The 25,684-nt window shown below is 68.6% G+C and carries 25 protein-coding genes; 23 read left to right on the top strand and 2 right to left on the bottom strand.

What is annotated here, in order from left to right; translation table 11 throughout:
• Window positions 1-38 precede the first annotated feature (38 nt).
• From odhB to AC1DF3_RS14655, 4 genes are read left to right on the top strand one after another with little or no spacing between them, the layout of a single operon-like run.
• Entirely contained in the window at window positions 39-1,313 is a 1,275-nt protein-coding gene (gene odhB, locus AC1DF3_RS14640; RefSeq protein ID WP_286524128.1) for a 2-oxoglutarate dehydrogenase complex dihydrolipoyllysine-residue succinyltransferase, read from the top strand.
• Window positions 1,314-1,323: 10 nt separating this feature from the next.
• Complete coding sequence (lpdA, locus tag AC1DF3_RS14645) at window positions 1,324-2,754, top strand: dihydrolipoyl dehydrogenase (protein ID WP_286533000.1); 1,431 nt, start codon at window positions 1,324-1,326, stop codon at window positions 2,752-2,754.
• 4 nt (window positions 2,755-2,758) lie between these two features.
• Window positions 2,759-3,859, top strand: a complete 1,101-nt coding sequence (zapE, locus tag AC1DF3_RS14650; protein WP_286507640.1) for a cell division protein ZapE — start codon at window positions 2,759-2,761, stop codon at window positions 3,857-3,859.
• Window positions 3,856-4,536 (top strand): hypothetical protein, encoded by a 681-nt coding sequence (locus AC1DF3_RS14655; RefSeq protein ID WP_478140005.1) that lies wholly within the window; start codon window positions 3,856-3,858, stop codon window positions 4,534-4,536. Before zapE ends, AC1DF3_RS14655 begins: the two co-directional genes overlap by 4 nt.
• Here AC1DF3_RS14655 and AC1DF3_RS14660 read toward each other — a convergent pair.
• Window positions 4,523-5,293: a PP2C family protein-serine/threonine phosphatase gene (locus AC1DF3_RS14660; RefSeq protein WP_286533004.1), complete on the bottom strand. Its 771-nt coding sequence runs from the start codon at window positions 5,291-5,293 to the stop codon at window positions 4,523-4,525. The two genes, AC1DF3_RS14655 and AC1DF3_RS14660, sit on opposite strands and share 14 nt — an antisense overlap.
• Before the next feature lie 124 nt (window positions 5,294-5,417).
• Between AC1DF3_RS14660 and AC1DF3_RS14665 the strand changes: the two genes are divergently transcribed.
• Both AC1DF3_RS14665 and AC1DF3_RS14670 read left to right on the top strand, forming a co-directional pair.
• Window positions 5,418-5,621, top strand: a complete 204-nt coding sequence (locus AC1DF3_RS14665) for a DUF465 domain-containing protein (protein WP_286368180.1) — start codon at window positions 5,418-5,420, stop codon at window positions 5,619-5,621.
• Complete coding sequence (locus tag AC1DF3_RS14670; RefSeq protein WP_286533005.1) at window positions 5,621-7,639, top strand: DNA repair helicase YoaA; 2,019 nt, start codon at window positions 5,621-5,623, stop codon at window positions 7,637-7,639. Before AC1DF3_RS14665 ends, AC1DF3_RS14670 begins: the two co-directional genes overlap by 1 nt.
• Window positions 7,640-7,651: 12 nt before the next feature.
• Here the strand turns inward: AC1DF3_RS14670 and AC1DF3_RS14675 are convergent, their stop codons facing one another.
• Window positions 7,652-8,461, bottom strand: a complete 810-nt coding sequence (locus AC1DF3_RS14675) for an outer membrane protein assembly factor BamD (RefSeq protein ID WP_286533006.1) — start codon at window positions 8,459-8,461, stop codon at window positions 7,652-7,654.
• Window positions 8,462-8,475: 14 nt separating this feature from the next.
• On the opposite strand from AC1DF3_RS14675, the gene AC1DF3_RS14680 reads away from it, so the two are divergent.
• From AC1DF3_RS14680 to AC1DF3_RS14760, 17 genes are all read left to right on the top strand, one after another.
• On the top strand, window positions 8,476-9,501 hold the full coding sequence (locus AC1DF3_RS14680) for an RluA family pseudouridine synthase (RefSeq protein ID WP_478140006.1): 1,026 nt from the start codon (window positions 8,476-8,478) through the stop codon (window positions 9,499-9,501).
• Between the two features lie 129 nt (window positions 9,502-9,630).
• Window positions 9,631-10,386 carry an SMC-Scp complex subunit ScpB gene (scpB, locus tag AC1DF3_RS14685; protein WP_478140007.1) on the top strand — a complete coding sequence of 252 codons (756 nt, stop codon included), beginning with the start codon at window positions 9,631-9,633 and terminating at the stop codon, window positions 10,384-10,386.
• Window positions 10,383-12,116 carry a pseudouridine synthase gene (locus tag AC1DF3_RS14690; RefSeq protein WP_478140008.1) on the top strand — a complete coding sequence of 578 codons (1,734 nt, stop codon included), beginning with the start codon at window positions 10,383-10,385 and terminating at the stop codon, window positions 12,114-12,116. The genes scpB and AC1DF3_RS14690 overlap by 4 nt, the downstream gene beginning before the upstream one ends.
• Window positions 12,117-12,266: 150 nt before the next feature.
• Window positions 12,267-12,692, top strand: a complete 426-nt coding sequence (gene ndk, locus AC1DF3_RS14695; RefSeq protein WP_286524114.1) for a nucleoside-diphosphate kinase — start codon at window positions 12,267-12,269, stop codon at window positions 12,690-12,692.
• 20 nt (window positions 12,693-12,712) lie between these two features.
• Window positions 12,713-13,861, top strand: coding sequence for a dual-specificity RNA methyltransferase RlmN (gene rlmN, locus AC1DF3_RS14700; RefSeq protein ID WP_286533010.1), 1,149 nt, complete (start codon window positions 12,713-12,715; stop codon window positions 13,859-13,861).
• A 4-nt stretch (window positions 13,862-13,865) separates the two neighbouring features.
• Window positions 13,866-14,699, top strand: a complete 834-nt coding sequence (pilW, locus tag AC1DF3_RS14705) for a type IV pilus biogenesis/stability protein PilW (RefSeq protein WP_286533011.1) — start codon at window positions 13,866-13,868, stop codon at window positions 14,697-14,699.
• A complete protein-coding gene (locus tag AC1DF3_RS14710; protein ID WP_478140009.1) occupies window positions 14,692-15,582 on the top strand; it encodes a helix-turn-helix domain-containing protein in 891 nt (296 codons plus the stop codon). The genes pilW and AC1DF3_RS14710 overlap by 8 nt, the downstream gene beginning before the upstream one ends.
• Before the next feature lie 11 nt (window positions 15,583-15,593).
• Complete coding sequence (gene ispG, locus AC1DF3_RS14715; RefSeq protein ID WP_478140010.1) at window positions 15,594-16,886, top strand: flavodoxin-dependent (E)-4-hydroxy-3-methylbut-2-enyl-diphosphate synthase; 1,293 nt, start codon at window positions 15,594-15,596, stop codon at window positions 16,884-16,886.
• Window positions 16,887-16,895: 9 nt separating this feature from the next.
• Window positions 16,896-18,197: a histidine--tRNA ligase gene (gene hisS / locus AC1DF3_RS14720; RefSeq protein ID WP_286533017.1), complete on the top strand. Its 1,302-nt coding sequence runs from the start codon at window positions 16,896-16,898 to the stop codon at window positions 18,195-18,197.
• Window positions 18,198-18,200: 3 nt separating this feature from the next.
• Window positions 18,201-18,896: a YfgM family protein gene (locus tag AC1DF3_RS14725; protein WP_286533018.1), complete on the top strand. Its 696-nt coding sequence runs from the start codon at window positions 18,201-18,203 to the stop codon at window positions 18,894-18,896.
• Window positions 18,893-20,038, top strand: coding sequence for an outer membrane protein assembly factor BamB (gene bamB, locus AC1DF3_RS14730; RefSeq protein ID WP_478140011.1), 1,146 nt, complete (start codon window positions 18,893-18,895; stop codon window positions 20,036-20,038). Before AC1DF3_RS14725 ends, bamB begins: the two co-directional genes overlap by 4 nt.
• Before the next feature lie 21 nt (window positions 20,039-20,059).
• Window positions 20,060-21,400, top strand: a complete 1,341-nt coding sequence (gene der, locus AC1DF3_RS14735) for a ribosome biogenesis GTPase Der (RefSeq protein WP_478140012.1) — start codon at window positions 20,060-20,062, stop codon at window positions 21,398-21,400.
• Between the two features lie 188 nt (window positions 21,401-21,588).
• Entirely contained in the window at window positions 21,589-21,834 is a 246-nt protein-coding gene (gene hfq, locus AC1DF3_RS14740) for an RNA chaperone Hfq (protein WP_093123058.1), read from the top strand.
• A 54-nt stretch (window positions 21,835-21,888) separates the two neighbouring features.
• Entirely contained in the window at window positions 21,889-23,058 is a 1,170-nt protein-coding gene (gene hflX / locus AC1DF3_RS14745) for a GTPase HflX (RefSeq protein WP_478140013.1), read from the top strand.
• A gap of 79 nt (window positions 23,059-23,137) precedes the next feature.
• Window positions 23,138-24,484, top strand: a complete 1,347-nt coding sequence (gene hflK, locus AC1DF3_RS14750; RefSeq protein ID WP_478140014.1) for an FtsH protease activity modulator HflK — start codon at window positions 23,138-23,140, stop codon at window positions 24,482-24,484.
• Window positions 24,485-24,497: 13 nt separating this feature from the next.
• Window positions 24,498-25,400, top strand: coding sequence for a protease modulator HflC (hflC, locus tag AC1DF3_RS14755; protein ID WP_286524093.1), 903 nt, complete (start codon window positions 24,498-24,500; stop codon window positions 25,398-25,400).
• A gap of 16 nt (window positions 25,401-25,416) precedes the next feature.
• On the top strand, window positions 25,417-25,605 hold the full coding sequence (locus AC1DF3_RS14760; protein ID WP_301809600.1) for a DUF2065 domain-containing protein: 189 nt from the start codon (window positions 25,417-25,419) through the stop codon (window positions 25,603-25,605).
• Window positions 25,606-25,684 lie beyond the last annotated feature (79 nt).

A 25,684-nucleotide genomic window follows, 5' to 3' on the forward strand; every position in this document is an offset into this window, starting at 1 on the left:
GACCCAATTCCAAAGAAACACGAAGCGAGCACATAGAAATGTCCATCGTAGAAGTCAAGGTTCCCCAGTTGTCCGAGTCCGTGGCCGAGGCCACCATGCTCCAGTGGAAGAAGAAAGCCGGCGATGCCGTCGCCATCGATGAAATCCTGATCGAGATCGAGACCGACAAGGTCGTGCTCGAAGTGCCGGCCCCCGCGGCGGGCGTGCTGGCCGAGATCGTCCAGGGCGACGGTGCCACCGTCACCGCCGAGCAGTTGATCGCCCGGATCGACACCGAAGGCAAGGCCGGCGCCGCCGCGCCTGCCGCCGCCGCACCGGCCGCCGCGCCGGCCGCGGCCCCCGCGCCGGCTGCGGCCGCAGCCGCTGCCACCGGCGGCTCGAAGTCCGACGTCGCGATGCCGGCGGCCGCCAAGTTGCTGGCGGACAACAAGCTGAGCACCGGTGACGTTGCCGGCACCGGCCGCGATGGCCGCGTCACCAAGGGCGACGTGCTCGGCGCCGTGGCGGCCGGCACCACCGCGAAGGTGGCGGCACCCGTGCCCGTGCCGACCGGCGCGCCCAAGGCGGCGCTGCCGCAGGTTGCTGCGCCGACCCGCGCGCCCGACCTCGGCGACCGTCCGGAAGAACGCGTGCCGATGAGCCGCCTGCGCGCGCGCATCGCCGAGCGCCTGCTGCAATCGCAGTCGAGCAATGCCATCCTGACCACCTTCAACGAAGTCAACATGGCCCCGGTCATGGAGATGCGCAAGAAGTTCCAGGACGCGTTCACCAAGGAGCACGGCGTCAAGATCGGCTTCATGAGCTTCTTCGTGAAGGCCGCGGTGCATGCGCTCAAGAAGTACCCGGTGATCAACGCCTCGGTCGACGGCAACGACATCGTCTACCACGGCTACTTCGACATCGGCATCGCGGTCGGTTCACCGCGCGGCCTGGTGGTGCCGATCCTGCGCAACGCCGACCAGATGAGCTTCGCCGACATCGAGAAGAAGATCGCCGAGTTCGGCCAGAAGGCCAAGGACGGCAAGCTGGGCATCGAAGAGATGACCGGCGGCACCTTCTCGATCTCCAACGGCGGCACCTTCGGCTCGATGCTGTCGACCCCGATCATCAACCCGCCGCAGTCGGCCATCCTGGGCGTGCACGCGACCAAGGACCGCGCGGTGGTCGAGAACGGCCAGGTCGTCGTTCGCCCGATGAACTACCTCGCGATGAGCTACGACCACCGCATCATCGACGGCCGCGAAGCCGTGCTGGGCCTGGTCGCCATGAAGGAAGCGCTGGAAGATCCGTCGCGCCTCCTGTTCGACATCTGAGGAGCACCGGATGTCTGACAAGCAATTCGACGTCGTCGTCATCGGCGGCGGCCCCGGCGGCTACGTGGCTGCGATCCGCGCGGCACAGCTCGGCTTCAACGTGGCCTGCATCGACGAGTGGAAGAACGCCAAGGGCGGTCCGGCCCTCGGCGGCACCTGCACCAACATCGGTTGCATTCCCTCGAAGGCGCTGCTGCAGTCGTCGGAGCACTACGAGCACGCCGGCCACAGCTTCGCCGACCATGGCATCAAGGTCGAGGGCCTCGGCCTCGACGTCGCCAAGATGCTGTCCCGCAAGGACACCGTCGTGAAGCAGAACAACGACGGCATCGTCTACCTGTTCAAGAAGAACAAGGTCGCGTTCTTCCATGGCCGCGGCTCGTTCGTGAAGGCCTCCGACGCCGGCTACGAAATCAAGGTCGAGGGTGCAGCCGAAGAGAGCATCACCGCCAAGCAGGTCATCGTCGCGACCGGCTCCAACGCGCGTCCCTTGCCGGGTGCGCCGTTCGACGAGGAGAACATCCTCTCGAACGACGGCGCGCTGCGCATCGGCGCCGTGCCGAAGAAGCTGGCGCTGATCGGCTCCGGCGTGATCGGCCTCGAGATGGGCTCGGTCTGGCGCCGCCTCGGAGCCGAGGTCACGGTGCTCGAAGCGCTGCCGACCTTCCTGGGCGCGGTCGACGAGCAGATCGCCAAGGAGGCGCTCAAGGCCTTCACCAAGCAGAACCTCAAGATCGAGCTCGGCGTCAAGGTCGGCGAGGTCAAGTCGGGCAAGAAGGGCGTCTCGATCGCCTACACCGACGCCAAGGGCGGCGCGCAGTCGCTCGAGGTCGACAAGCTGATCGTCTCGATCGGCCGCGTGCCCAACACCATCGGCCTCAATGCCGAAGCAGTGGGCCTGAAGCTCGACGAGCGCGGCGCCATCGAGGTCGACGAAGAGTGCCGCACCAACCTGCCCGGCGTCTGGGCCATCGGCGACGTGGTGCGTGGCCCGATGCTCGCGCACAAGGCCGAGGAAGAGGGCGTGGCGGTGGCCGAGCGCATGGCCGGCCAGCACGGGCACGTCAACTTCAACACGATTCCCTGGGTGATCTATACCTCCCCGGAAATCGCCTGGGTCGGCCAGACCGAGCAGCAGCTCAAGGCCAGCGGCCGGGCCTACAAGGCCGGCACCTTCCCGTTCCTCGCGAACGGTCGGGCGCGTGCATTGGGCGACACCACCGGCATGGTCAAGTTCCTGGCCGACGCGGCCACCGACGAGATCCTCGGCGTCCACATGGTCGGACCGATGGTGAGCGAGCTGATCTCCGAAGCCGTGGTGGCGATGGAGTTCAAGGCCAGCGCCGAAGACATCGCGCGCATCTGCCACGCCCATCCGTCGCTGTCCGAGGCGACGAAGGAAGCGGCCCTTGCCGTCGACAAGCGCACGCTGAACTTCTGAGTTCGTGACTACTGTCAGGCAGGCGTACGACGCGGAGCTGGCTGCGCGGGGTTACCAAAGCGACCCCGCGCAGCTGCGCGCCGTGGAAGCCCTCGACCGCTGCGCGCGCGAGTGGGGCGAGTACAAGGCGCAGCGTTCCAACGCCTTCAAGAAGCTGATCAACCGGCCGGAGATTCCGCGCGGGGTCTACATGTACGGCGGCGTCGGGCGCGGCAAGAGCTTCCTGATGGACTGCTTCTACAACGCGGTCCCGCTCAGGCGCAAGACGCGGCTGCACTTCCATGAGTTCATGCGCGAGGTCCATCGCGAGCTGGCCGAGCTGCAGGGCACGGTCAACCCGCTGGACGAGCTGGGCCTGCGGATTTCCAAGCGCTACAAGCTGATCTGCTTCGACGAGTTCCATGTCGCCGACATCACCGATGCAATGATCCTGCACCGGCTGCTGGCGGCGTTGTTCGAGAACGGCGTGGGCTTCGTCACCACTTCCAACTTCAAGCCGGACGACCTCTACCCGGGCGGCCTGCACCGCGACCGGATCCTGCCGGCGATCGCGCTGCTCAACCAGCGGCTGGAGGTGCTCAGCGTCGACAACGGCACCGACTACCGGCGCCGCACGCTCGAGCAGGTGCGTCTCTACCTGACGCCCAACGGCGCCGCGGCCGACAAGGAGATGCGCAAGGCCTTCGAGCGGCTGGCCGAGAGTGCCGACGAGAACCCGGTGCTGCACATCGAGTCGCGCGAGATCCATGCCCGGCGCAAGGCCGGGGGCGTGGTCTGGTTCGACTTCAAGACGCTGTGCGGCGGTCCGCGCTCGCAGAACGACTACCTCGAGATCGCGACCCAGTTCCACACCGTGCTGCTCTCCGACGTGCCGTACATGCCGGTGCGGATGGCCTCTGAAGCACGTCGTTTCACATGGCTGGTCGACGTGTTCTACGATCGGCGCGTGAAACTGATCATGTCCGCCGAGGTCCCGCCCGAGGCGTTGTATACCGAAGGGCCCCTGGCCCATGAATTTCCTCGCACCGTGTCGCGGCTCAACGAGATGCAATCGACCGAGTTCCTGGCGCTGGAGCGGCGCACCGTCGACACCCGCCTCACATGAAGAACATCGTCCTTGCCTTGCTGTTCGGTCTTGCCGCAGTGCCGCTCTGGGCGCAGTCGAGCGCGACCGCCGCCGGCGCCGACCTCGACGCCGAGCGCGCCCGCCTGGCCGAGGAGCGCAAGGCGATCAGCGCCCGCTACGATGCCGACCGGGCCGCCTGCTACAAGAAGTTCGCGGTCGAGGGCTGCCTGCAGGAAAGCCGGCAGCGCCGCCGCGTGGCCACCGACGACGTCAAGCGCCAGGAAGCAGAGATCAATGACCTGGAGCGCAAGCGCCGCGGCGCGGCGGCACTCGACAAGCTCGACGAAAAGGGCAGCAGTGCGCGCGCCAGGGAGGCCGATGCAAAGCGCGAGGATTCGCTGAAGTCGCAGCAGGATCGCGAGCAGCGCGCCGCCGACCATGCGGCCGGCCGCACCCAGGCAGCCAGCGAAGCGGCCGAGAAGCAGCGCCAGTTCGACGACAAGCAGCGTGCCCATGCCGAGGAGCAGGCGAAGGCGGCGCGCCGCCGCGCCGAAGCGCCGGCTGCACGTCAGGCCTACGAAGACAAGCAGCGGCAGGCCGACCAGCATCGGGCGGACAACCAGAAGCGAAACGCCGACCGGACCAAGCCGCGCTCGGCGCCCCTGCCCGATCCGGGGACCGCGGCCAACCCGGCCGCGACGCCTACTCGTCCTTAGGCAGGTCCTCGAGCTTCACGACGACGATCGAGATGTTGTCGCCGCCGCCGTGGGCGCGTCTGCGGGCTTCGGCGACCAGCAGTTCGACGGCTTCGCGCGGTGGCTTCTCGGCCAGCAGTTCGCCCATCTCGATCGGGCTGAAGTAGTGCCATAGGCCGTCGCTGCAGGCCATCAGCACGTCGCCGGCCTTCAGGCGCGGAATCAGGTGGACGTCGACCGGGGGCGGGGTCGACTTCATGCCGAGGCAGCCGAGCAGGATGTTGCCCTGGGGATGCACGCTGGCCTCGTCCTCGTCGATTTCGCCGCGGTCCACCAGCACCTGCACGTAGGAGTGGTCCTTGGTGCGCTTGACCAGCCGGCCGTGGTGGAAGTGGTAGATGCGGGAGTCGCCCGCGTGGATCCAGGCGCAGTCGCCCTCCGGGTTCATGAGGAAGGCCGCCAGCGTGCTGTGCGGCTCCTGCTCGCTGGACACCGCCGTGAGCTTGATCACGGTGTGGGCGTCCTCGAGCAGCTGGCGCAGCATGCCGACGGGTTCGTCGCGCCCGGGCTTGTAGCGGGAGAAGAGCTGGCGCGCGGTCAGCAGCACCTGGTCGGAGGCCTTGCGTCCGCCGCTGCGCCCGCCCATGCCGTCGGCGATGACCGCCAGCACGCAGCCCGGCACGCGGGGGTGGGTGACGACCAGGACCTGGTCTTGCTGGTAGGGGCGGTCTCCCTTGTGGAGACCGGTGGCGGCGGCGAGTCGAAAGCCTCGGGTCATGTGGCGCTGCTGCGCCGATGGCGCGGTTCTTGTTGTGAGGGTGCTGACGGAACGAAGACGTATTATCGAGCGAACACAGGCGCCGGCCGGACCGTCGCCGCTTCGCTTTTTTGACTGCGTGCCCTTGGACTCCAATCTTCACTCATTTTCCCGCCAGCTGATCGAACTTCGGATCGAGCATGCCGACCTCGATGCCACGATCGACCGGCTGGGCGACGTCGTGCCGCAGGACGAACTGCTGCTGCGGCGGCTGAAGAAGAGGCGGCTGGCGCTGCGCGACCAGATCGCGCGTCTGGTCGACCTGCTCGACCCCCAAGAGCCCGCCTGATGCCGCTCGAACAAGAAGTGCGCGAGGTCTTCGCGCAAGGCGGGGTGCTCTCGCATGCCGCCGACCAGTTCCGGGAGCGCGAGGGACAGACCCAGATGGCGCTGGCGGTGGCGCGCACCATCGAACAAGGCGGCGTGCTGGTGGTCGAGGCCGGCACCGGCGTCGGCAAGACTTTTTCGTACCTGGTGCCGGCGCTGCTGAGCGGCGAGCGGGTGCTGCTGTCGACCGCCACCAAGACGCTGCAGGACCAGCTCTTCGGCCGCGACCTGCCGCGGCTGGTCACGGCGCTGGGCCTGCCGGTGCGCACCGCGCTGCTCAAGGGCCGGGCCAGCTACCTCTGCCTGCACCGGCTCGACCTCGCGCGCCACGACGCCTCGCTGCCGGAGCGCGGCTCGCTGCGCACGCTGGCCAAGATCGAGCAGTGGTCCAAGGCCACCCGCACCGGTGACCTGGCCGAGCTGCCGGGGCTCGACGAGCGCTCGCCGCTGATTCCGCTGGTCACGTCGACGCGCGACAACTGCCTCGGCGCGCAGTGTCCGCAGTTCAAGCCCTGCCATGTCAACCTGGCGCGGCGCGAGGCCATGGCGGCCGACGTGGTGGTCATCAACCACCATCTGTTCTTTGCCGACCTGGCGGTGCGCGAATCGGGCATGGCGGAACTGCTGCCGAGCGTGCGGGTGGTGGTGTTCGACGAGGCGCACCAGCTCAACGAGACCGGCGTGCAGTTCCTCGGCGTCCAGCTCGGCACCGGGCAGGCGCTCGATTTCGCCCGCGACATGCTGGCGGCCGGGCTGCAGCAGGCGCGCGGCCTGGTCGACTGGCAGCAGCTGGTGGCGGCGGTGGAGCGCGGCGCCCGCGACCTGCGGCTGGCGGTCGGCAAGCAATGGCCCGGCGCCAAGCTGCGCTGGGCCGGCCCGGCGCCGGAAGGCGTTCCCGCGGCGGCCTGGGAGGAGGCGCTGGGCGCCTTGCAGCAGGCCTTCGCCGACGCGGCGCGCGGCCTCGATACGGTCAGCGAGCTGTCACCCGATTTCGTCCGGCTGCACGACCGGGCGCAGCAGCTTGCACAGCGCGCCGAGCGCTTCGCCGAGGCCTGCGCGCCCGGATCGGTGCGCTGGGTGGATGTGGGCACGCAGCTGCGGCTGGTCGAGTCGCCGCTCGACATCGCCGAGGCGGTGCGGTCGCGCGTGCTCAAGACCGGTGGTGCCGAGCCGGAGGAAGGCGACGACGACGACGCGCAAGGGCGGGCCTGGGTGTTCACCTCGGCGACCCTGGGCGACGACCCGAAGCTGCGCTGGTTCACCGAACCCTGCGGCCTCGAAGACGCCGAAGTGCTCCGGGTCCAGAGCCCCTTCGACTACGCGCGGCAGGCCGCGCTGTTCGTGCCGCGTGTCTTTCCAAAGCCGAACGACCCGGCCCACAGCCAGCAGGTGGCACTGCTGGCGGCACGGGGCGCCGGCGCCCTGGGCGGACGCACGCTGGTCCTGACCACCACCCTGCGCGCGCTGCGCACCATCGGCGACGCGATGAAGTCGCAGTTCGAGCGCCTCGAGGCCGGACAGCGGCCCGAGGTGCTGGTGCAGGGCGAGCTGCCCAAGCGGGTGCTGATGGACCGCTTCCGCGAAGGCGCCAGCGAGGGCCGGGCAGGCTGCGTGCTGGTCGCGTCGGCCTCGTTCTGGGAGGGCTTCGATGCGCCGGGCGATGCGCTGCAGCTGGTGGTGATCGACAAGCTGCCGTTCCCGCCGCCCAACGACCCCTTGGTCGAGGCGCGTTCGCAGCGGCTCGAATCACAAGGGCGAAGCGCCTTCGGGGAGTATTCGCTGCCGGAGGCCGCAGTCTCGCTCAAGCAGGGTGCCGGCCGCCTGATACGGCGCGAATCCGACCAGGGCGTGCTGGTGATCTGCGACACGCGGCTGGTCGCGATGGGCTACGGCAAGCGCCTGCTGGCCGCGCTGCCGCCGATGCGCAGGATCGAGGGCGAAGCCGAACTCGACGCCGAGATCGCCGCGCTCAGGAGATGAACGGCCAGAGGGCTACCAGAGCTTCCACCAGGGATCGTCCTTGGCCCGGAAGCCGCGCGTGAGGTATTCGCTCTGCGGGTAGTTCTTGGTCAGAACGCGCTGGGCGTCGTCGCGCAGGTCGGTCATGCCGAGCTTGTCGTAGGACATGTACATGATGTACAGCGCCTCTTCGAGTGCCGGCACTTCGCGGTAGTCGGACAGCGCCAGCTGGGCGCGGTTGATCGCCGCCAGGTAGGCGCCGCGGGTGTAGTAGTAGCGCGCCACGTGCACTTCATACTGCGCCAGCGAATTGACGATGTAATTCATGCGCAGCCGCGCGTCGGGCGTGTAGCGCGACTCGGGGAAGCGGGTCACCAGTTCCTTGAACGACTCGAAGGATTCCTTGGCCGCCTTCTGGTCGCGCTCGGACAGGTCCTGGCGGGTCATCCACGAGAACAGCCCGAGGTCGTCGTTGAAGTTGATCACGCCCTTGAGGTAGAGCGCGTAGTCGATCGCCGGGCTGGCCGGGTGGAGCTTCATGAAGCGGTCGAGGGTGGCGATCGCCGGCACCTTGTCGCCGGCCTTCCATTGGGCGTAGGCCTTGTCCAGCTGGGCCTGCTGCGCGAGCGGGGTGCCGGCGGCGCGGCCTTCGAGCTTCTCGAGCAGCGGAACGGCCTTGTCGTAGGCGCCGGAGTTCGATTCGTCCTTGGCTTCGGAGTAGATCCGGTTGGGGCTCCAGTTCGCGGTCTTGTCGGCTTCGGTCGTCGAGCAGCCGGCCACCAGCCACGCTGCGGCGCACAAGGCCAGCCAGCCGGGGACGACCGATAATTTGGCGCGAAACATCAGATAAGGCTTTCGTGAAACAGTTGCCCTCGATTATATCGGCCGACCCCCTGGCGGACGCCCCTGAGGCGGCCGACCACGACGAGGGCGTGGAGCTCTCCGCCGCCAGCGAAGTCCGCGCCTTCATGATCGGCCCCGCCGAGCATGGCCAGCGGCTCGATCGCGCGCTCGCGGCGCTGGTGCCGGAATTCTCGCGCAGCTACCTGCAGCAGTTGATCGAGGCCGGCATGGTCGAGATCCAGGGGCGGGTGCTGACCAAGGCCTCGGCGACCGTCCATGCCGGGGAGGCCGGGCAGATCGAACTGCGGCCGACGCCGCAGAGCCAGGCCTTCAAGGCCGAGGCCATGGCCCTGGCTGTGCTCTACGAGGACGACCACCTGCGCATCATCGACAAGCCGGTCGGTCTGGTGGTTCATCCGGCGCCGGGCCACTGGAGCGGCACGCTGCTCAACGGCCTGCTGGCGCTCGATCCCCGGGCGGCGCTGCTGCCGCGCGCCGGCATCGTGCACCGGCTCGACCGCGACACCAGCGGCCTGATGGTGGTGGCGCGCAGCCGCCAGGCGATGGATGCCCTGGTGGCGTCGATCGCGGCGCGGGAGGTCAAGCGCCAGTACCTGGCGCTCGCCCACCGCAGCTGGCAGGGGGCTCGCACGCGCCATGTCGACGCCCCGATCGGGCGCGATCCGCGCAACCGGTTGCGCATGGCCGTGGTCGATCTCGAGCGCCATTCGGGCAAGACGGCCCGCACGCTGGTCGAACTGCTCGACGGCACCGAGCAGGGCTGCGCGGTGCGCTGCACGCTCGAAACCGGCCGGACCCACCAGATCCGGGTCCACATGGCGTCGATCGGGCATCCGCTGGTCGGCGACGCGCTCTACGGCGGTGCGCCCGCAGCCGGCCTGACGCGGCAGGCGCTGCATGCCTTCAGGCTCGAATTCGCGCATCCGGTCACGCATCAGCCGATGGCGTTCCGCTCGCCGCCGCCGCCGGACCTGCGTCAGGGTTTCTCCGAGTGGGGGCTGGATTACAATCGCGCCTGACGGTCCCGAGGGCCGCGCCGGCCGCCTGATTGCCGGCTTTGCGTTGCTTTTCGCCGCGTGCCGGCAGCGCCTCCTTCCATCCTTCTGAACTAGCGTCCTCGAGGCGCCTTTTCCTGGATAACGCGAACCATGAATACGGCGGATGCCAAGCGCATTCTCGAAACCGCCTTGATCTGTTCGACCCAGCCGTTGCCGGTGCGCGAACTGCGCGTGCTGTTCGACGACGAACTGGGCGCCGACACGATCAAGTCGCTGTTGCTTGAACTGCAGGAAGACTGGTCGCAGCGCGGCCTGGAGCTCGTGAGCGTGGGCAGTGGCTGGCGCTTCCAGAGCCGGCCCGAACTGCGCGACCACCTCGATCGGCTGCATCCCGAGAAGCCGCCGCGCTACACCCGCGCGGTCCTCGAGACGCTGGCGATCATCGCCTACCGGCAACCGGTCACGCGGGGCGACATGGAGGACATCCGGGGCGTCACGATCAACTCGCTGATCCTGAAGCAGCTCGAAGACCGCAACTGGGTCGAGGTGATCGGCCATCGCGAAACCGTCGGCCGGCCTGCGCTCTACGCGACGACGCGCCAGTTCCTCGACGACCTGGGCCTGGCCTCGCTGGACCAGTTGCCGCTGATCGAGACGCCGGCGCAACAGGGCGCGCTGATCGACGCGCTCGGCCAGGCGGCCGGCGAGGACCAGCCCGCGCTGCCGATCGAGGACCTGCCGGCCGAAACGCTGCTCCTGGCCGAGGTCGAGATCGAGATCGAGGCCGAGGCTGCCGCCGTGACTGCCCCCGAGCCTTTCGAACCCCCCATTCCCGCGCCCGTCGACGCCGAAGCGGCGCCCGACGAGGCCGACACCACCGCCGCCCCTTCCGGAACCCGACCATGAGCCCCATTGATCCTGATGATGCAGCCGCGCTGCCGGCCGACGCCGCTTCCGACGTGCCCGCGGTCGAGACCCCCGTAACGGCAGCCGAAGGCGAGGCCGCGCCGCGCAAGCGTCGCCCCCGCAAGCCCAAGGCGGCCGTCGCCCAGCCGGTCGACGCTCCCGCCGTCGAGGAGGGCGCGGCCGAAGCGGCCGCGCCGGCCACCCTGGCCGCGGCGCCGGAGGCCGCGGCCGTGGCCGAGGTCGTGCCGCCGCCGCAGCCGCTCGCTCCGGTGGTGGCCGCGCCGGTCCCTGCCGCCGCCGCCCGCGACGAGGCGGATGAAGACGAGGACGAAGACGAGGAAGAGCCGGACGAGGAAGAAGACGACCTCGACCGCGCCCGCCGCGCCGCCGAGCGCGAGCAGCGCAACGCGCCGCCGCCCGAGCCGATCCGCTTCGCCGACGTGATCTCCGGCCAGTTCGACGCCGACGAGGAAAGCCCCGAGGTGCCGCCGCTCAAGCGCGTGCTGCTGCCCGAGGCCGATTCGCCCAAGCTCCACAAGGTGCTGGCGCAGGCCGGCCTGGGCTCGCGGCTCGAAATGGAGCAGCTCATCCTCCAGGGCCGCATCTCGGTCAACAACGAGCCGGCCCACATCGGGCAGCGCATCCAGTACGGCGACCAGGTCAAGATCAACGGCAAGCCGATCCGCTACCGGATCGCGCCGCCGCCGGCGCGCGTCATCGCCTATCACAAGCCGGTCGGCGAGGTCGTCACGCACGACGACCCGCAGAATCGGCCGACCGTGTTCCGCAAGCTGCCGCGCCTGCAGCAGGGCAAGTGGCAGTCGGTCGGCCGCCTCGACCTGAATACCGAAGGCCTGCTGCTGTTCACCAGTTCGGGCGAACTCGCCAACCAGCTGATGCATCCGCGCTTCGGCCTGGAGCGCGAATACGCCGTGCGCGTGCTCGGCGCGCTCAGTGCCGAGGAGAAGAAGCGGCTGCTCGAAGGCGTGCGGCTGGACGACGGCATGGCGCAGTTCGGCACCATCGAGGAGGGCGGCGGCGAAGGCTCCAACTGCTGGTACCGCGTCACCATCTCCGAGGGCCGCAACCGCGAGGTGCGGCGCCTGTTCGAGTCGGTCGGCCATGCCGTCAGCCGGCTGATCCGCATCCGCTACGGCGCGATGGTGCTGCCGCGCGGGCTCAAGCGCGGCGCCTGGATGGAGCTCGACGAGCGCGACATCCAGGCCCTGTTCCAGGCCGCCGGCGGTGGCGGCGAACGTGCCCCCCGGCACGGCAACGGGCCCAAGGGCCAGGGGCCGGGCCAGGACAACGGCGGGCGCAACCGCAATCGCAAGCGCCGCGGCAACCGCAACGGCGGCGCGCAGGGCGACGCCCGCGAATCGATCCCGAATCCGCTGGCCCATGGCCCGGGTGCGCGCCCGGACCGCGGCGGCGGCAAGGGCCCGCCCCAGGGGCGCCGCGGCAACCGTGGCGACCGGCCGCCAGGGCAGGGGCCCGGCCCCGGTCCGCAGGGACGCAGCCGCCCGGGTGACGACCGCGCCCCCGGCGGTGCCAATCAGCCCGATCCGATGAAGACCTCGCTCGGCTACATCGGCACCGACAGCTTCTCGCGCCAGCGCAAGGAGCAGCGCCAGGGCCCGCGTCGCGGTGGACCCGGCGGTGGCGGCGGCGGCGGTGGAAACTTCGGCGGCGGCGGCGGCGGTGGTGGCGGTCGACGCCGCGGCCGCTGAATTCGGCAAAACGGCGCGGCCTTTCGCCCGCCCGCGGCGAGGGAATGCTCCCGCGCCGGTTAAAATCAGAGGCTTTGTCAAGGCTTGCAACCCGCATGTTGCGGCCGTGACGGAACTCATTCAGATTCAAGCTCTCAAGAAAGCACTTTCATGGCCATCGAACGCACCCTCTCCATCATCAAGCCCGACGCCGTCGCCAAGAACGTCATCGGCAAGATCGTCTCCCGCTTCGAGGCCGCCGGCCTCAAGATCGTGGCAGCCAAGCTGATCCACCTGTCGCGCAGCGAGGCCGAGCAGTTCTACGCAGTCCACAAGGAGCGTCCCTTCTTCAAGGACCTGGTCGAGTTCATGATCTCCGGCCCGGTGTTCGTGCAGGCGCTCGAAGGCGACAACGCGATCGCCAAGAACCGCGACCTGATGGGCGCCACCGACCCCAAGAAGGCCGCTCCCGGTACCATCCGCGCCGACTTCGCCGACAGCATCGATGCCAACGCGGTGCACGGTTCCGACGCGCCCGAAACGGCCCAGGTCGAGATCGCCTTCTTCTTCGCCGGCCTGAACGTCTACGCCCGCTGAGGGCGAGCCCGCCTGACGCAATGACCACGGCCAACCTGCTCGACTTCGATCTGGAGGGATTGGCCGCGTTCTGCGAACGGCTGGGGGAAAAGCGTTTCCGCGCGACGCAGCTGTTCCGCTGGATCCACCAGCGGGGCGCCAGCGATTTCGCGCAAATGACCGACCTGGCGAAGTCGCTGCGCGAGAAGCTCGCGACCACCGCCCGGGTCGAGGCCCTGCCGGTCATCACGCAGCACGAATCCGCCGACGGCACCATCAAGTGGCTGTTCGACGTCGGCGACGGCAATGCGGTCGAGGCCGTGTTCATTCCCGAGGACGACCGCGGCACGCTGTGCGTGTCGTCGCAGGCCGGCTGCGCCGTCGGCTGCCGCTTCTGTTCGACCGGCCACCAGGGCTTCAGCCGCAATCTCACCACCGGCGAAATCACGGCCCAGCTGTGGTTCGCCGAGCATTTCCTGCGCAAGCACCTGGGCCGCGCCGAGCGCGTGATCTCCAACGTCGTGATGATGGGCATGGGCGAGCCGCTGCAGAACTATGCGGCGCTGGTGCCGGCGCTGCGCACGATGCTCGACGACAACGCCTATGGCCTGTCGCGGCGCCGCGTGACGGTGTCGACTTCGGGCGTGGTGCCGATGATCGACCGGCTCGGCGGCGACTGCCCGGTGGCGCTCGCGGTGTCGCTGCACGCGCCCAACGATGCGCTGCGCGACGACCTCGTGCCGCTCAACCGCAAATACCCCATCGTCGAACTGCTCGAGGCCTGCAAGCGCTACCTCGCGCATGCCCCGCGCGACTTCATCACCTTCGAATACTGCATGCTCGACGGCGTCAACGACCAGCCCGAGCACGCGCGCCAGCTGCTGGAACTCGTGCGTTCGTCCGGCGTGTCCTGCAAGTTCAACCTGATTCCCTTCAACCCATTCCCGGCATCGGGCCTGCTGCGCTCGCCGCAGCCCCGGGTCCTGGCCTTCGCCAAGGTGCTGAGCGAAGCGGGCATCGTGACCACGGTGCGCAAGACGCGCGGCGACGACATCGATGCCGCCTGCGGACAGCTCGCCGGCGACGTGAAAGACCGCACCCATGCGGCCGAACGGATGGCGCAGCGGCGCACCGTGATCCTGCACCCGGCCTCTCGCCAGGCCGCCACCCCCACTGCCGAGGAGCAATGATCCGATGAGCAAGGCGTTTCCGAATGCACGCACGCTGCTGCTGCAGGTGTCCTGTGGCGTCGCTGCAGCCTATCTGCTGGCAGGCTGCGTCAACACCCGGAATGGCGTGGTGCAGACTTCCCCCGGCAGGGACGCGGCCATCGTGACGGACTCCGACGAAACCAATGGCCGCAAGCGCGCCAAGCTGCGGACCGAGCTCGCGGTCGGCTACTTCCAGGCCGGGCAGACCACGGTGGCGCTCGACGAGATCAAGCAGGCCCTGGCGGCGGATCCGAGCTTCCCGGACGCCTACAACCTGCGCGGCCTGGTCTACATGCGGCTCGACGACCCGGCCCAGGCCGAAGACAGCTTCCGCCGTGCCATCGCGCTCGACCCGCGCGAGCCCAACGTGCTGCACAACTACGGCTGGCTGCTGTGCCAGCAGAACCGCTTTGCCGATGCGCAGCAGCAGTTCTCGGCCGCGCTCGCCATCGCCACCTACACCGACCGGGCCAAGACGCTGATGACGCAGGGCGTCTGCCAGCTGAAGGCCGGTCTGAAGCCCGAAGCCGAACGCAGCCTGATGCAGGCCTACGAGATCGATGCCGGCAATCCGGTGATCGGCTACAACCTGGCCTCGATCCTGGCCCAGCGCAACGACTGGCAGCGGGCCCAGTTCTACATCCGCCGCGTCAACAACAGCCCGTCGGCCAGCGCCGAGTCGCTGTGGCTCGGCATCAAGATCGAACGTCAACTCGGCAACCGCGAAGCGGTCTCGCGGTTGGCGGACCAATTGCAACGGCGCTTCCCACAGTCGCGGGAGGCGATCGCGTACGAGCGCGGAAATTTCAATGATTGAGCGAGCGAGTGAATTCGGGGCTTCGGCCGCGGTGCCCCTGGTCGGTGGCGACAGCACGAACAAGTCGGCCGGCGACATGCTGCGCGAGGCGCGGGAGGCGCACGGCCTGCACATCGACATGGTCGCCGCGGCGCTCAAGGTGTCGCCGCAGAAGCTGGCCGCGCTCGAGGACGACAACATCGAGGCGCTGCCCGACGCCGTTTTCGCGCGCGCGCTCGCGGCCAGTGTCTGCCGGGCGCTGCGGATCGATCCGCAGCCGGTGCTGGCGAAGCTGCCCGGTGCGCAGCGGCCCGGATTGGCGGATGCCGACCGCACCATCAGCAAGAGCTTGAAATCGGCGGCGCCGCGCTCGGGTTCCGGCGCCAGCGGCCTGCCGTCGCGGGCGCTGCTGGTCGTGGTCGTGCTGCTGCTCGTCGGCGCCGCCGTGCTGTTCTGGCTGCCGCAGTCGGCCTTCGACCGGGTCGGCGCGGTGTTCGCGGGCCTGGGCTCGCACAGCGACACGACGACCGCCAGCGGCACGCCGGCAGCGGCGGCCGTGGAGCCGACGGCGCCGAGCGCACCCCCGGTCCTGCCGCCGCCGGCCGACACCGCGCCCGTCGAAGCGCAGGCGGTGGCTGAGCCGCCGGCCGCAACCGTGAGCAACGACCTGATCGTCTTCGTCGCCCGCGACGAATCCTGGATCACCGTGACCGAGGCGGGCGGCAAGCAATTGATCCGCCGCACGGTCAAGGCCGGTGAAACCGTCGGGCTGACCGGCGCGCTGCCGCTGTCGGTCGTGATCGGCCGGGCGTCGGCGGTCGACGTGCGTGTGCGCGGCAAGCCCTTTGACCTTACGCCGCTCGCGCGTTCCGGCGGCGTGGCACGCTTCGAAGTCAAACCCTGATCGAGCCCGACATGACCGATGCCCAGAACCCCTTCGGCTGCCTGCCGATCGAACCCGCCGCGCCCCGGCCGCGCCGCTCGCGCCAGGCCAGCGTGGTCTGGGGGCCGCGCACCGTGACCGTCGGCGGCGATGCGCCGGTGCGCGTGCAGTCGATGACCAACACCGACACCGTCGACGCCATCGGCACCGCGATCCAGGTCAAGGAGCTGGCGATCGCCGGCTCCGAGATGGTCCGCATCACGGTCAACACGCCCGAGGCCGCCGCGCAGGTGCCCTACATCCGCGAGCAGCTCGACCGCATGGGCATCGACGTGCCGCTGATCGGCGATTTCCACTACAACGGCCACCGCCTGCTGACCGACTATCCGGCGTGTGCCGAGGCGCTCAGCAAGTACCGCATCAATCCGGGCAACGTGGGCAAGGGCGACAAGAAGGACCGCCAGTTCGGCCAGATGATCGACGCCGCGATGCGCTGGAACAAGCCGGTGCGCATCGGCGTCAACTGGGGCAGCCTCGACCAGGAACTGCTGGCCAGCCTGATGGACACCAACAGCGCCCGGGCCGAACCCTGGGACGCCAAGTCGGTCATGTACGAGGCGCTGGTGACCTCGGCCATCGATTCCGCGAAGCTGGCCGAGTCGATGGGCATGGCCGGCAACCAGATCATCCTGAGCTGCAAGGTGAGCGGCGTGCAGGACCTGATCTCGGTCTACCGCGAACTGGCCCGGCGTTGCGACTACACGCTGCACCTAGGCCTCACCGAGGCCGGCATGGGCACCAAGGGCACGGTGGCTTCGGCCACCGCCCTGTCGATCCTGCTCCAGGAAGGCATCGGCGACACGATCCGCGTCTCGCTGACCCCCCAGCCCGGCGAATCGCGCACCCAGGAGGTGCTGATCGCCAATGAGATCCTGCAGGCGCTGGGCCTGCGCGTGTTTGTCCCCAGCGTCACGGCCTGCCCGGGATGCGGACGCACGACCAGCACCACCTTCCAGGAACTGGCCAAGCAGATCGACGACTACCTGCGCATGCAGATGCCGGTCTGGCGCAACAAGTACCCGGGTGTCGAGACCATGAAGGTGGCCGTCATGGGCTGCATCGTCAACGGGCCGGGCGAAAGCAAGCACGCCGACATCGGCATCAGCCTGCCCGGCACCGGCGAGGCGCCGGCGGCGCCGGTCTTCATCGATGGCCAGAAGGCCCTCACGCTGCGCGGCGACAACATAGCCAACGAGTTCCACCAGCTGGTCGAAACCTACATCCAAAAACGCTTCGGCAGCGGCATCGCTTCCGAGGTCGCCTGAGCTCCATCCATGGCTGAAAAAATCAGTGCCGTCAAAGGCATGAACGACATATTGCCGCCCGATTCGGCGCGCTGGGAATGGCTCGAAGCCATCGTGCGCGACCTGATGGGCCGCTACGCGTACCGCAACATCCGGACGCCCATCCTCGAACAGACGGCCTTGTTCGTGCGCGGCATCGGCGAAGTCACCGACATCGTCGAGAAGGAGATGTACTCCTTCGAAGACAAGCTCAACGGCGAGGCGCTCACCCTGCGTCCCGAGAACACCGCCAGCGTGGTGCGCGCCGTGACCGAGCATTCGCTGCTGTACGACGGCGGCAAGCGGCTCTGGTACATGGGCCCGATGTTCCGCCACGAGCGGCCGCAGCGCGGACGCTACCGGCAGTTCCACCAGATCGGTGCCGAGGCCCTGGGCTTCGCCGGTCCGGACGTCGATGCCGAGCTGATCCTGCTCGCCAGCGCGCTCTGGAAGGCCCTGGGCCTCACCGATGTTCGGCTCGAGCTCAACAGCCTGGGCCAGCCGGCCGAGCGGGCGCTGCACCGCACGCAGCTGATCGCCCATTTCGAACAGCACGCCGACAAGCTCGACGAAGACGGCAAGCGCCGGCTGCACAGCAATCCGCTGCGCATCCTGGACACCAAGAACCCGGCCATGAAGGAGGTCGTCGAGTCGGCGCCCAGGCTCATGGACTTCCTGGGCGAGGCCTCGCTCGCGCACTTCAACGGCCTGCGCGCGATCCTCGACGCCAATGGCATCGGCTACACGATCAACCCGCGCCTGGTGCGCGGGCTCGACTACTACAACCTCAGCGTCTTCGAGTTCGTGACCGACCGCCTCGGCTCGCAGGGCACCGTTTGCGCCGGCGGCCGCTACGACGACCTGATCGTGCAGATCGGCGGCAAGCCGGCGCCGGCGGTCGGCTGGGCACTGGGGGTCGAACGGGTGCTCGAACTGGTGAAAGAGCAGGGCACGCCGATCCCGCTGCCGGTCCCCGACGTCTATGCGGTGGTGCCCGACGCCGCCGCCATGCCGGTGGCGCTGCGCACCCTGCAGCAGCTGCGCGATGCCGGCCTGCGGGCCCAGATGCACGCGGCCACGGCCGACGGCCTCGGCAGCTTCAAGTCGCAGTTCAAGAAGGCCGACGCCAGCGGAGCGGCGCATGCGCTGGTCTTCGGCGCCGACGAGCTCTCCCGCGGCGAGGTCACGGTCAAGTCGCTGCGCGACGGCAGCGGGGCCCAGACCACCCGGGCGCTGACCGACCTGGCCGCCTGGGCCGCCACCCTACAATCCTCGGCTCCCCAACATTCATAGCGCATGGCCACCCATCTCGATCTCGAAGAACAGGAACAGCTCGACCAGCTCAAGCATTTCTGGAACACCTACGGCACCCTGATCACCTGGGTCGTGCTGCTTGCCGCCGGCGCCTTCGTCGCCTGGAACGGCTGGCAGTACTTCCAGCGCAACAAGGCGGCGCAGGCTTCCGCCCTCTATGACGAGATCGAGCGCAGCGCGCAGGCCGGCGACACCGCCCGCATCGAGCGCGCGCTGTCCGACATGAAGGACAAGTTCGCGGGCACCGCCTACGCCCAGCAGGCCGGCCTGCTGGCGGCGCGGGCGCTCAACGACAAGGGCAACGCCGAAGCGTCGCGTGCGGCGCTGGCATGGGTCTCCGAGCATGCGGTCGACCCGGGCTACCAGGCGGTCGCAAAGCTGCGGCTGGCGGGCGAGCTGCTCGAGGCCAAGCAGTACGACGAGGCCCTGAAGGCGCTCGCCGGCGAGATGCCGAAGGAATTCGAGGCCCTGGCGGCCGATCGCAAGGGCGACATCTACCTCAGCCAGGGCAAGCGCGAGGAGGCCAAGGCCGAGTACCTCAAAGCCCTGGCCGCCTTCGAACCGGGCGCCGACTACCGCCGCCTGGTCGAGATCAAGCTCAATGCCGTCGGCGTGGACCCGAAGAGCCTGGCTCCGGCGGCCGGCAGCGCCGCATCCCCAGCCAAGACCACACCATGAATTTGAAGCGTTACCTGACTTGGGCGCCCGCCCTGCGCATCGGGGCGGCCGCCGCATTGATCGCAACGCTGGCGGCCTGTTCCGGCACGTCACGGCCGAAGCCCGTCGAACTGCCGCCCAGCGTGGCGCTGATGGGGATCAAGCAGGCCTGGACCATCAAGATCCCGAAGGTCGAGTTTCCGCTGGCGACGGTGGTCAACGGCGACCAGATCGCGGTCGCCGGCGCCGACGGCACCGTGGTGGTGATCGACGCCCGCGCCGGCACCGAAGTCTGGCGCGCGAACGTCGGCGCGCCGCTGGCGGCCGGGGTCGGCAGCGACGGCCGCCTGGTGGCGGTGGTCACGGCCAACAGCGAACTGGTGGCCCTGGAGGCCGGCAAGGTGCTCTGGAAGGAGCGGCTCACGGCCCAGGCCTACACGCCGCCGCTGGTGGCAGGCCGCCGCATCTTCGTCCAGGCCGCGGACCGCACCACCAGCGCGTGGGACGGCCAGAGCGGCCGCCGCCTCTGGTCGCAGCAGCGCACCGCCGAGAACCTGGTGCTGAAGAAGCCCGGCGTGCTGCTGGCGGTGGGCGACACCCTGGTCGCCGGCGTCGGCGGCCGGCTGGTGGGCATCAATCCGGCCAACGGCTCGTCGCGCTGGGAGTCGCCGATCGCCGCGCCGCGCGGCACCAACGACGTCGAGCGCCTGGTCGACCTGACCGGCACCGTGAGCCGGCAGGGCGACGTGGTGTGCGCGCGGGCCTATTTCGCCAGCGTCGGCTGCGTCGATACGGCGCGCGGCGCCTTGCTGTGGACCAAGCCGGCCGTCGGTGCCGACGGCATCGGCGGCGACGACCGCTACATCTTCGGTTCCGAGGACAGTGGCGCCGTGGTGGCCTGGCGCCGCAGCGACGGCGAACGGGCCTGGCAGCAGGCCGACCTGCTCAAGTACCGCCTCCTGACCGCGCCGCTCGCGGTCGGACGCTCGGTGATCGTCGGCGACACCACCGGTCTGGTGCATGTGCTGTCGCGCGACGACGGCAAGCCGCTGAACCGGCTCAATCCCGATGGCTCGGCCATCGCAGCGACACCGGTCCTGGCCGGCAACACGGTCGTGGTCGTCACCCGCAATGGCGGCGTGTTCGGCTATCGGCCCGAGTAATCAAGTGAAAGGACGCCTTCCATGAAGCCGGTCATCGCGCTGGTCGGGCGTCCCAACGTCGGGAAGTCGACCCTGTTCAACCGCCTGACGCAGACGCGTGACGCCATCGTCGCCGACTTCGCGGGCCTCACGCGCGACCGCCACTACGGCAACGGCCGCCTGGGCAAGCACGAATTCATCGTCATCGACACCGGTGGCTTCGAGCCCGATGCGGGCAGCGGCATCTTCAAGGAGATGGCCAAGCAGACCCGCCAGGCCGTGGCCGAGGCCGACGTCGTGATCTTCGTGGTCGACGCGCGGGAAGGGCTGTCGGCCCAGGACCACGACATCGCCAACGAACTGCGCCGGCTCGGCAAGCCCTGCGTGCTGGTGGCCAACAAGGCCGAGGGCATGCACGACGGCACCAAGCTGGTCGATTTCTACGAACTCGGCTTCGGCGAGGTGCATGGCATCTCGGCGGCCCATGGCCAGGGCATCCGCGACCTGGTCGAGCTCGCGCTCGAACCGCTGGCGCTGCCCGAGCCCGAGGAAGAGGGCGAGGAAGATCCCAACAAGCCGATCAAGCTGGCCGTCGCGGGCCGCCCGAATGTCGGCAAGTCGACCCTGATCAACACCTGGCTGGGCGAGGAGCGGCTGGTCGCCTTCGACCTCCCGGGGACGACGCGCGATGCGATCTCGGTGCCCTTCGAGCGCAATGGCCAGCGCTTCGAGCTGATCGACACCGCCGGCTTGCGCCGCAAGGGCAAGGTGTTCGAGGCGATCGAGAAATTCTCGGTGGTCAAGACGCTGCAGGCGATCGAATCGGCCAACGTGGTGCTGCTGCTGCTCGACGCCACCCAGGGCGTGACCGACCAGGACGCCCACATCGCCGGCTACATCCTCGAGAGCGGCCGGGCGGTGGTGATCGCGATCAACAAGTGGGACGCGGTCGACAGCTACCAGCGCGAGCAGATCCAGCGCCAGATCGAGACCCGGCTGCCGTTCCTCAAGTTCGCCTCGCTGCACTTCATCTCGGCCATCAAGCGCCAGGGCCTGGGGCCGGTGTGGCAGTCGATCGTGCAGGCCCACAAGTCGGCCACCCGCAAGATGTCGACGCCGGTGCTGACCCGCCTGCTGCTCGAGGCGGTGCAATTCCAGGCGCCGAAGCGCTCAGGCATGTTCCGCCCGAAGATGCGCTATGCGCACCAGGGTGGGATGAACCCGCCGATCATCATCATCCACGGCAATTCGCTGGAGCACGTCACAGAGGCTTACAAGCGCTTTCTCGAAGGGCGTTTCCGCAAGGAATTCGACCTGGTCGGGACGCCGCTGCGGATCCAGCTCAAGACCTCCAGCAATCCCTACGCCGACAAGGACGGTTGAGCCCGGCGCCGGCCTCCGCCGGCGAGTGACTTGGCGGCCATTGAGCACCGATGAGGGGCGTCGAGCGCGGAAGTTCCAGCGTTCGGTGCCGTTATTTTTAGAAGGCCATTGGGGCTTATATGCTGCGGCGCGGAATCGCTGTGTTAAGGTGACCGGTCCAACAACAACTCTTGAACACGGAGAATATCGTGAGCAATAAAGGGCAGCTTCTTCAAGACCCCTTCCTGAACACCTTGCGTCGCGAGCACGTGCCGGTTTCGATCTATCTGGTCAACGGCATCAAGCTGCAAGGCCAGATCGAGTCCTTCGACCAGTACGTCGTGTTGCTTCGCAATACGGTGACCCAGATGGTCTACAAGCACGCCATCTCCACCATCGTGCCGGGTCGGGCCGTCAACTTCTCGGCTGCCGAGAACGACGACACCGCCGCCTGATCGGCGCGAGGCGCGGCGGTTCATCCGCCGCGCTTTTTTCATATCTGAATCCGCTTGTCTGAACTGATTCCCCGGATAGAAGGCGCCGTCGTTCTGGTCGGCGTGGATTTCGGGCTGCCCCATTTCGACGGCGAACTCGAGGAACTCGGCCTGCTCGCGCAGACCGCAGGCCTGCAGCCGGTCGCCCGCCTCGTGTGCAAGCGCAAGGCCCCCGATGCCGCGCTGTTCGTCGGCAGCGGCAAGGCCGACGAACTCCGCGAACTGGCCGAACTGCATCGTGCCAGCGAAGTGGTCTTCGACCAGTCGCTGAGCCCGGCGCAGCAGCGCAACCTCGAACGCCAGCTCGGCATTGCCGTCTACGACCGCACCTTCCTGATCCTCGAGATCTTCGCCCAGCGCGCCCGTTCGCACGAAGGCAAGCTGCAGGTCGAGCTCGCGCGCCTGCAGTACCTGAGCACGCGGCTGGTGCGCCGCTGGTCCCACCTGGAGCGCCAGACCGGCGGTGCCGGCGTGCGCGGCGGCCCCGGCGAAAAGCAGATCGAACTCGACCGCCGGATGATCAACGAGTCGATCAAGCGCACCCGCGAGCGCCTGATCAAGGTGCAGCGCCAGCGCGGCACGCAGCGCCGTCAGCGCGAGCGGCGCGACACTTTCAACATCTCGCTGGTGGGCTATACCAACGCCGGCAAGTCCTCGCTGTTCAATGCGCTGGTCAAGGCCCGCGCCTATGCGGCCGACCAACTGTTCGCCACCCTGGACACCACCACCCGGCAGCTCTACCTCGGCGATGCTCGCCGCAAGGTCTCGATCTCCGACACCGTGGGCTTCATCCGCGACCTGCCGCACGGACTGATCGACGCCTTCAAGGCGACGCTGCAGGAGGCGGTCGATGCCGACCTGCTGCTGCACGTGGTGGATGCTTCGAATCCGCACCACCCCGAGCAGATGGCCGAGGTCCAGGCGGTGCTCAAGGAGATCGGTGCCGACGTCGTGCCGCAACTGCTGGTGTTCAACAAGCTGGATGCCCTTGAAAGCGCGCAGCACCCCCTGCATCTCGAAGACGAGATCGAAGTCGACGGCCTGCTGGTGACCCGCATTTTCCTGAGCGCCCATACGGGGGAGGGGCTGCCGGCGCTGCGGGCCGAACTGGCGCAGCGATCGCACTCGGTGCCCGAAGATATGCCCTTGGAGGGCGGGGCCGAATTGCATGAGGCCACCGATTGAGATTGTGCACAATCCCACTTCACTGACCAAAGAACAGACTCGAATGAATTCAAAGCCAGTGTGGAGACGGTTTCCGGCGATGTTCAATCTGAACGACGGCCGCTGGGGCCGGGGTGACGACTCCTCGTCCAACGGCGACCGCCCGACTGCCAACCGGCCCGAAGGCGAGCCGCCGTCGCCGCCTCCCGGCAACAACAACAACAACCGTCCGCGGGGCCAGGGTCCGAACCAGGGACCGCCCGACCTCGACGAACTCTGGCGCGACTTCAACCGCAAGCTCGGCGGCCTGTTCGGCGGCGGGCGCGGCGGCGACCGGCCGCCGGGCGGCAACGGCAATGGCGGCGGCATGCGGCCCGACATGAAGAACGCCGGCTTCGGCCTCGGCCTGATCGCCGTGGTCGCGGTCCTGATCTGGCTCGGCACCGGCTTCTTCATCGTCAACGAAGGCCAGCAGGCCGTGATCACGCAGTTCGGCCGCTACAAGGCGACGGTGGGGGCGGGCTTCAACTGGCGCCTGCCGTACCCGATTCAGCGCCACGAGATCGTGGTCACTTCGCAGATCCGCTCGGTCGATGTCGGCCGCGACACCATCGTGCGCTCGACCGGCCTGCGCGAGTCGGCCATGCTGACCGAGGACGAGAACATCGTCGAGATCAAGTTCGCCGTGCAGTACCGCCTCAACGACGCCCGCGCCTTCCTGTTCGAGAGCAAGGCGCCTTCCGACACGGTGGTGCAGGTGGCCGAGACCGCGGTGCGCGAAGTGGTCGGCAAGATGCGCATGGACGCCGCGCTGGCCGACGAGCGCGACCAGATCGCACCGCGCGTGCGCAACCTGATGCAGACCATCCTCGACCGCTACAACCTCGGCGTCGAGATCGTGGCGATCAACCTGCAGCAGGGCGGCGTGCGGCCGCCCGAGCAGGTGCAGGCGGCCTTCGACGACGTGCTCAAGGCCGGCCAGGAGCGCGAGCGCGCCAAGAACGAGGCCCAGGCCTATGCCAACGACGTCGTGCCCCGCGCGACCGGTACCGGCTCGCGCCTGAAGGAAGAGTCCGAGGCCTACAAGGCGCGAATCGTGGCCCAGGCGCAGGGCGATGCCCAGCGCTTCAGCTCGGTGCTGTCCGAATACCAGAAGGCGCCGCAAGTGACGCGCGACCGCATGTACCTCGACGCCATGCAGCAGATCTACAGCAGCACCAGCAAGATCCTGATCGACTCCAAGCAGAACTCCAACCTGCTCTACCTGCCGCTCGACAAGCTGATGCAGCAGACCGGCGCCAATGCCGCCGCCGGCACGCCGTCGGATGCCGCGAGCCCCAACGTCGCCGGCACCGCCGCGCCGCAATCCTCGGTGATTCCGGTGGCTCCGTCCGCCGGCGATGCCCGGGCCCGCGATGGCCGTTCACGCGACCGCGACGTGCGCTGAGGACCAGAAAGCTATGAACAGAATCGGATTCATCGTCTCGTCGGTCCTGGTGGCGCTCGCGCTGCTGAGTTCCACGCTCTTCGTGGTCGACCAGCGCCAGTTCGGCGTGGTCTACGCGCTCGGCCAGATCAAGGAAGTGATCACCGAGCCCGGCCTCAACTTCAAGCTGCCGCCGCCGTTCCAGAACGTGTCCTATATCGACAAGCGGCTGCTGACCTTGTCCAGCCTCGACCCCGAGCCGATGCTCACGGCCGAGAAGCAGCGCGTGGTGATCGACTGGTACGTGCGCTGGCGCATCACCAACCCGTCGGAGTACATCCGCAATGTCGGCCTCGACGAGAACGCCGGCGCGGTGCAGCTCAACCGGGTGGTGCGCAACGCCTTCCAGGAAAACATCAACAAGCGCACCGTGCGTGACCTGATCTCGACCCGCCGCGATGCGCTGATGGCCGACGTCCAGCGCGAGGTGCTGGCGGTCGTGAAGGGCGCCAACAAGCCGTGGGGCGTGGACATCGTCGACGTCCGCATCACGCGGGTCGACTATGTCGAGGCGATTACCGAGTCGGTCTATCGCCGCATGGAGGCCGAGCGCAAGCGGGTCGCCAACGAACTGCGCTCCACCGGCTTCGCCGAGGGCGAGAAGATCCGCGCCGACGCCGACCGCCAGCGCGAGGTGATCGTGGCCAACGCCTACCGCGACGCCCAGAAGATCAAGGGCGAGGGCGACGGCCGCGCCGCGGGCATCTATGCCGAGGCCTTCGGCCGCGATCCGCAGTTCGCGCAGTTCTATCGCAGCCTGGACGCCTACAAGCAGAGCTTCAACAAGAAGAGCGACGTCCTGGTGCTCGACCCCTCGTCGGAGTTCTTCCGGGCCATGCAGGGCTCGGGCTCGACCGGCAACGCGCCGCGTCGCTGACGACCGGCTTCGCCGCGTGGACAGCGACACCTTCTGGAGCGCGCTGGCCCTGGTCCTGGTGATCGAGGGCCTGCTGCCTTTCCTGTCGCCCGGCAGCTGGCGGCGCGGCTTCAACCAGCTCATGCAGCTGCGCGACGGCCAGCTGCGCTTCTTCGGCCTGTGCAGCATTGTTCTAGGACTGTTCCTGCTCTGGCTCCTGGGGTGATGTCGCCCCCACGCTTCCCCACTGCGTGTGGGGCGCTGCCCGCCGAGGGGGCCCAGGCCGCCTTGGGGCGGCCCGGCGG

The organism is Variovorax sp. 10N432 (assembly GCF_056394465.1).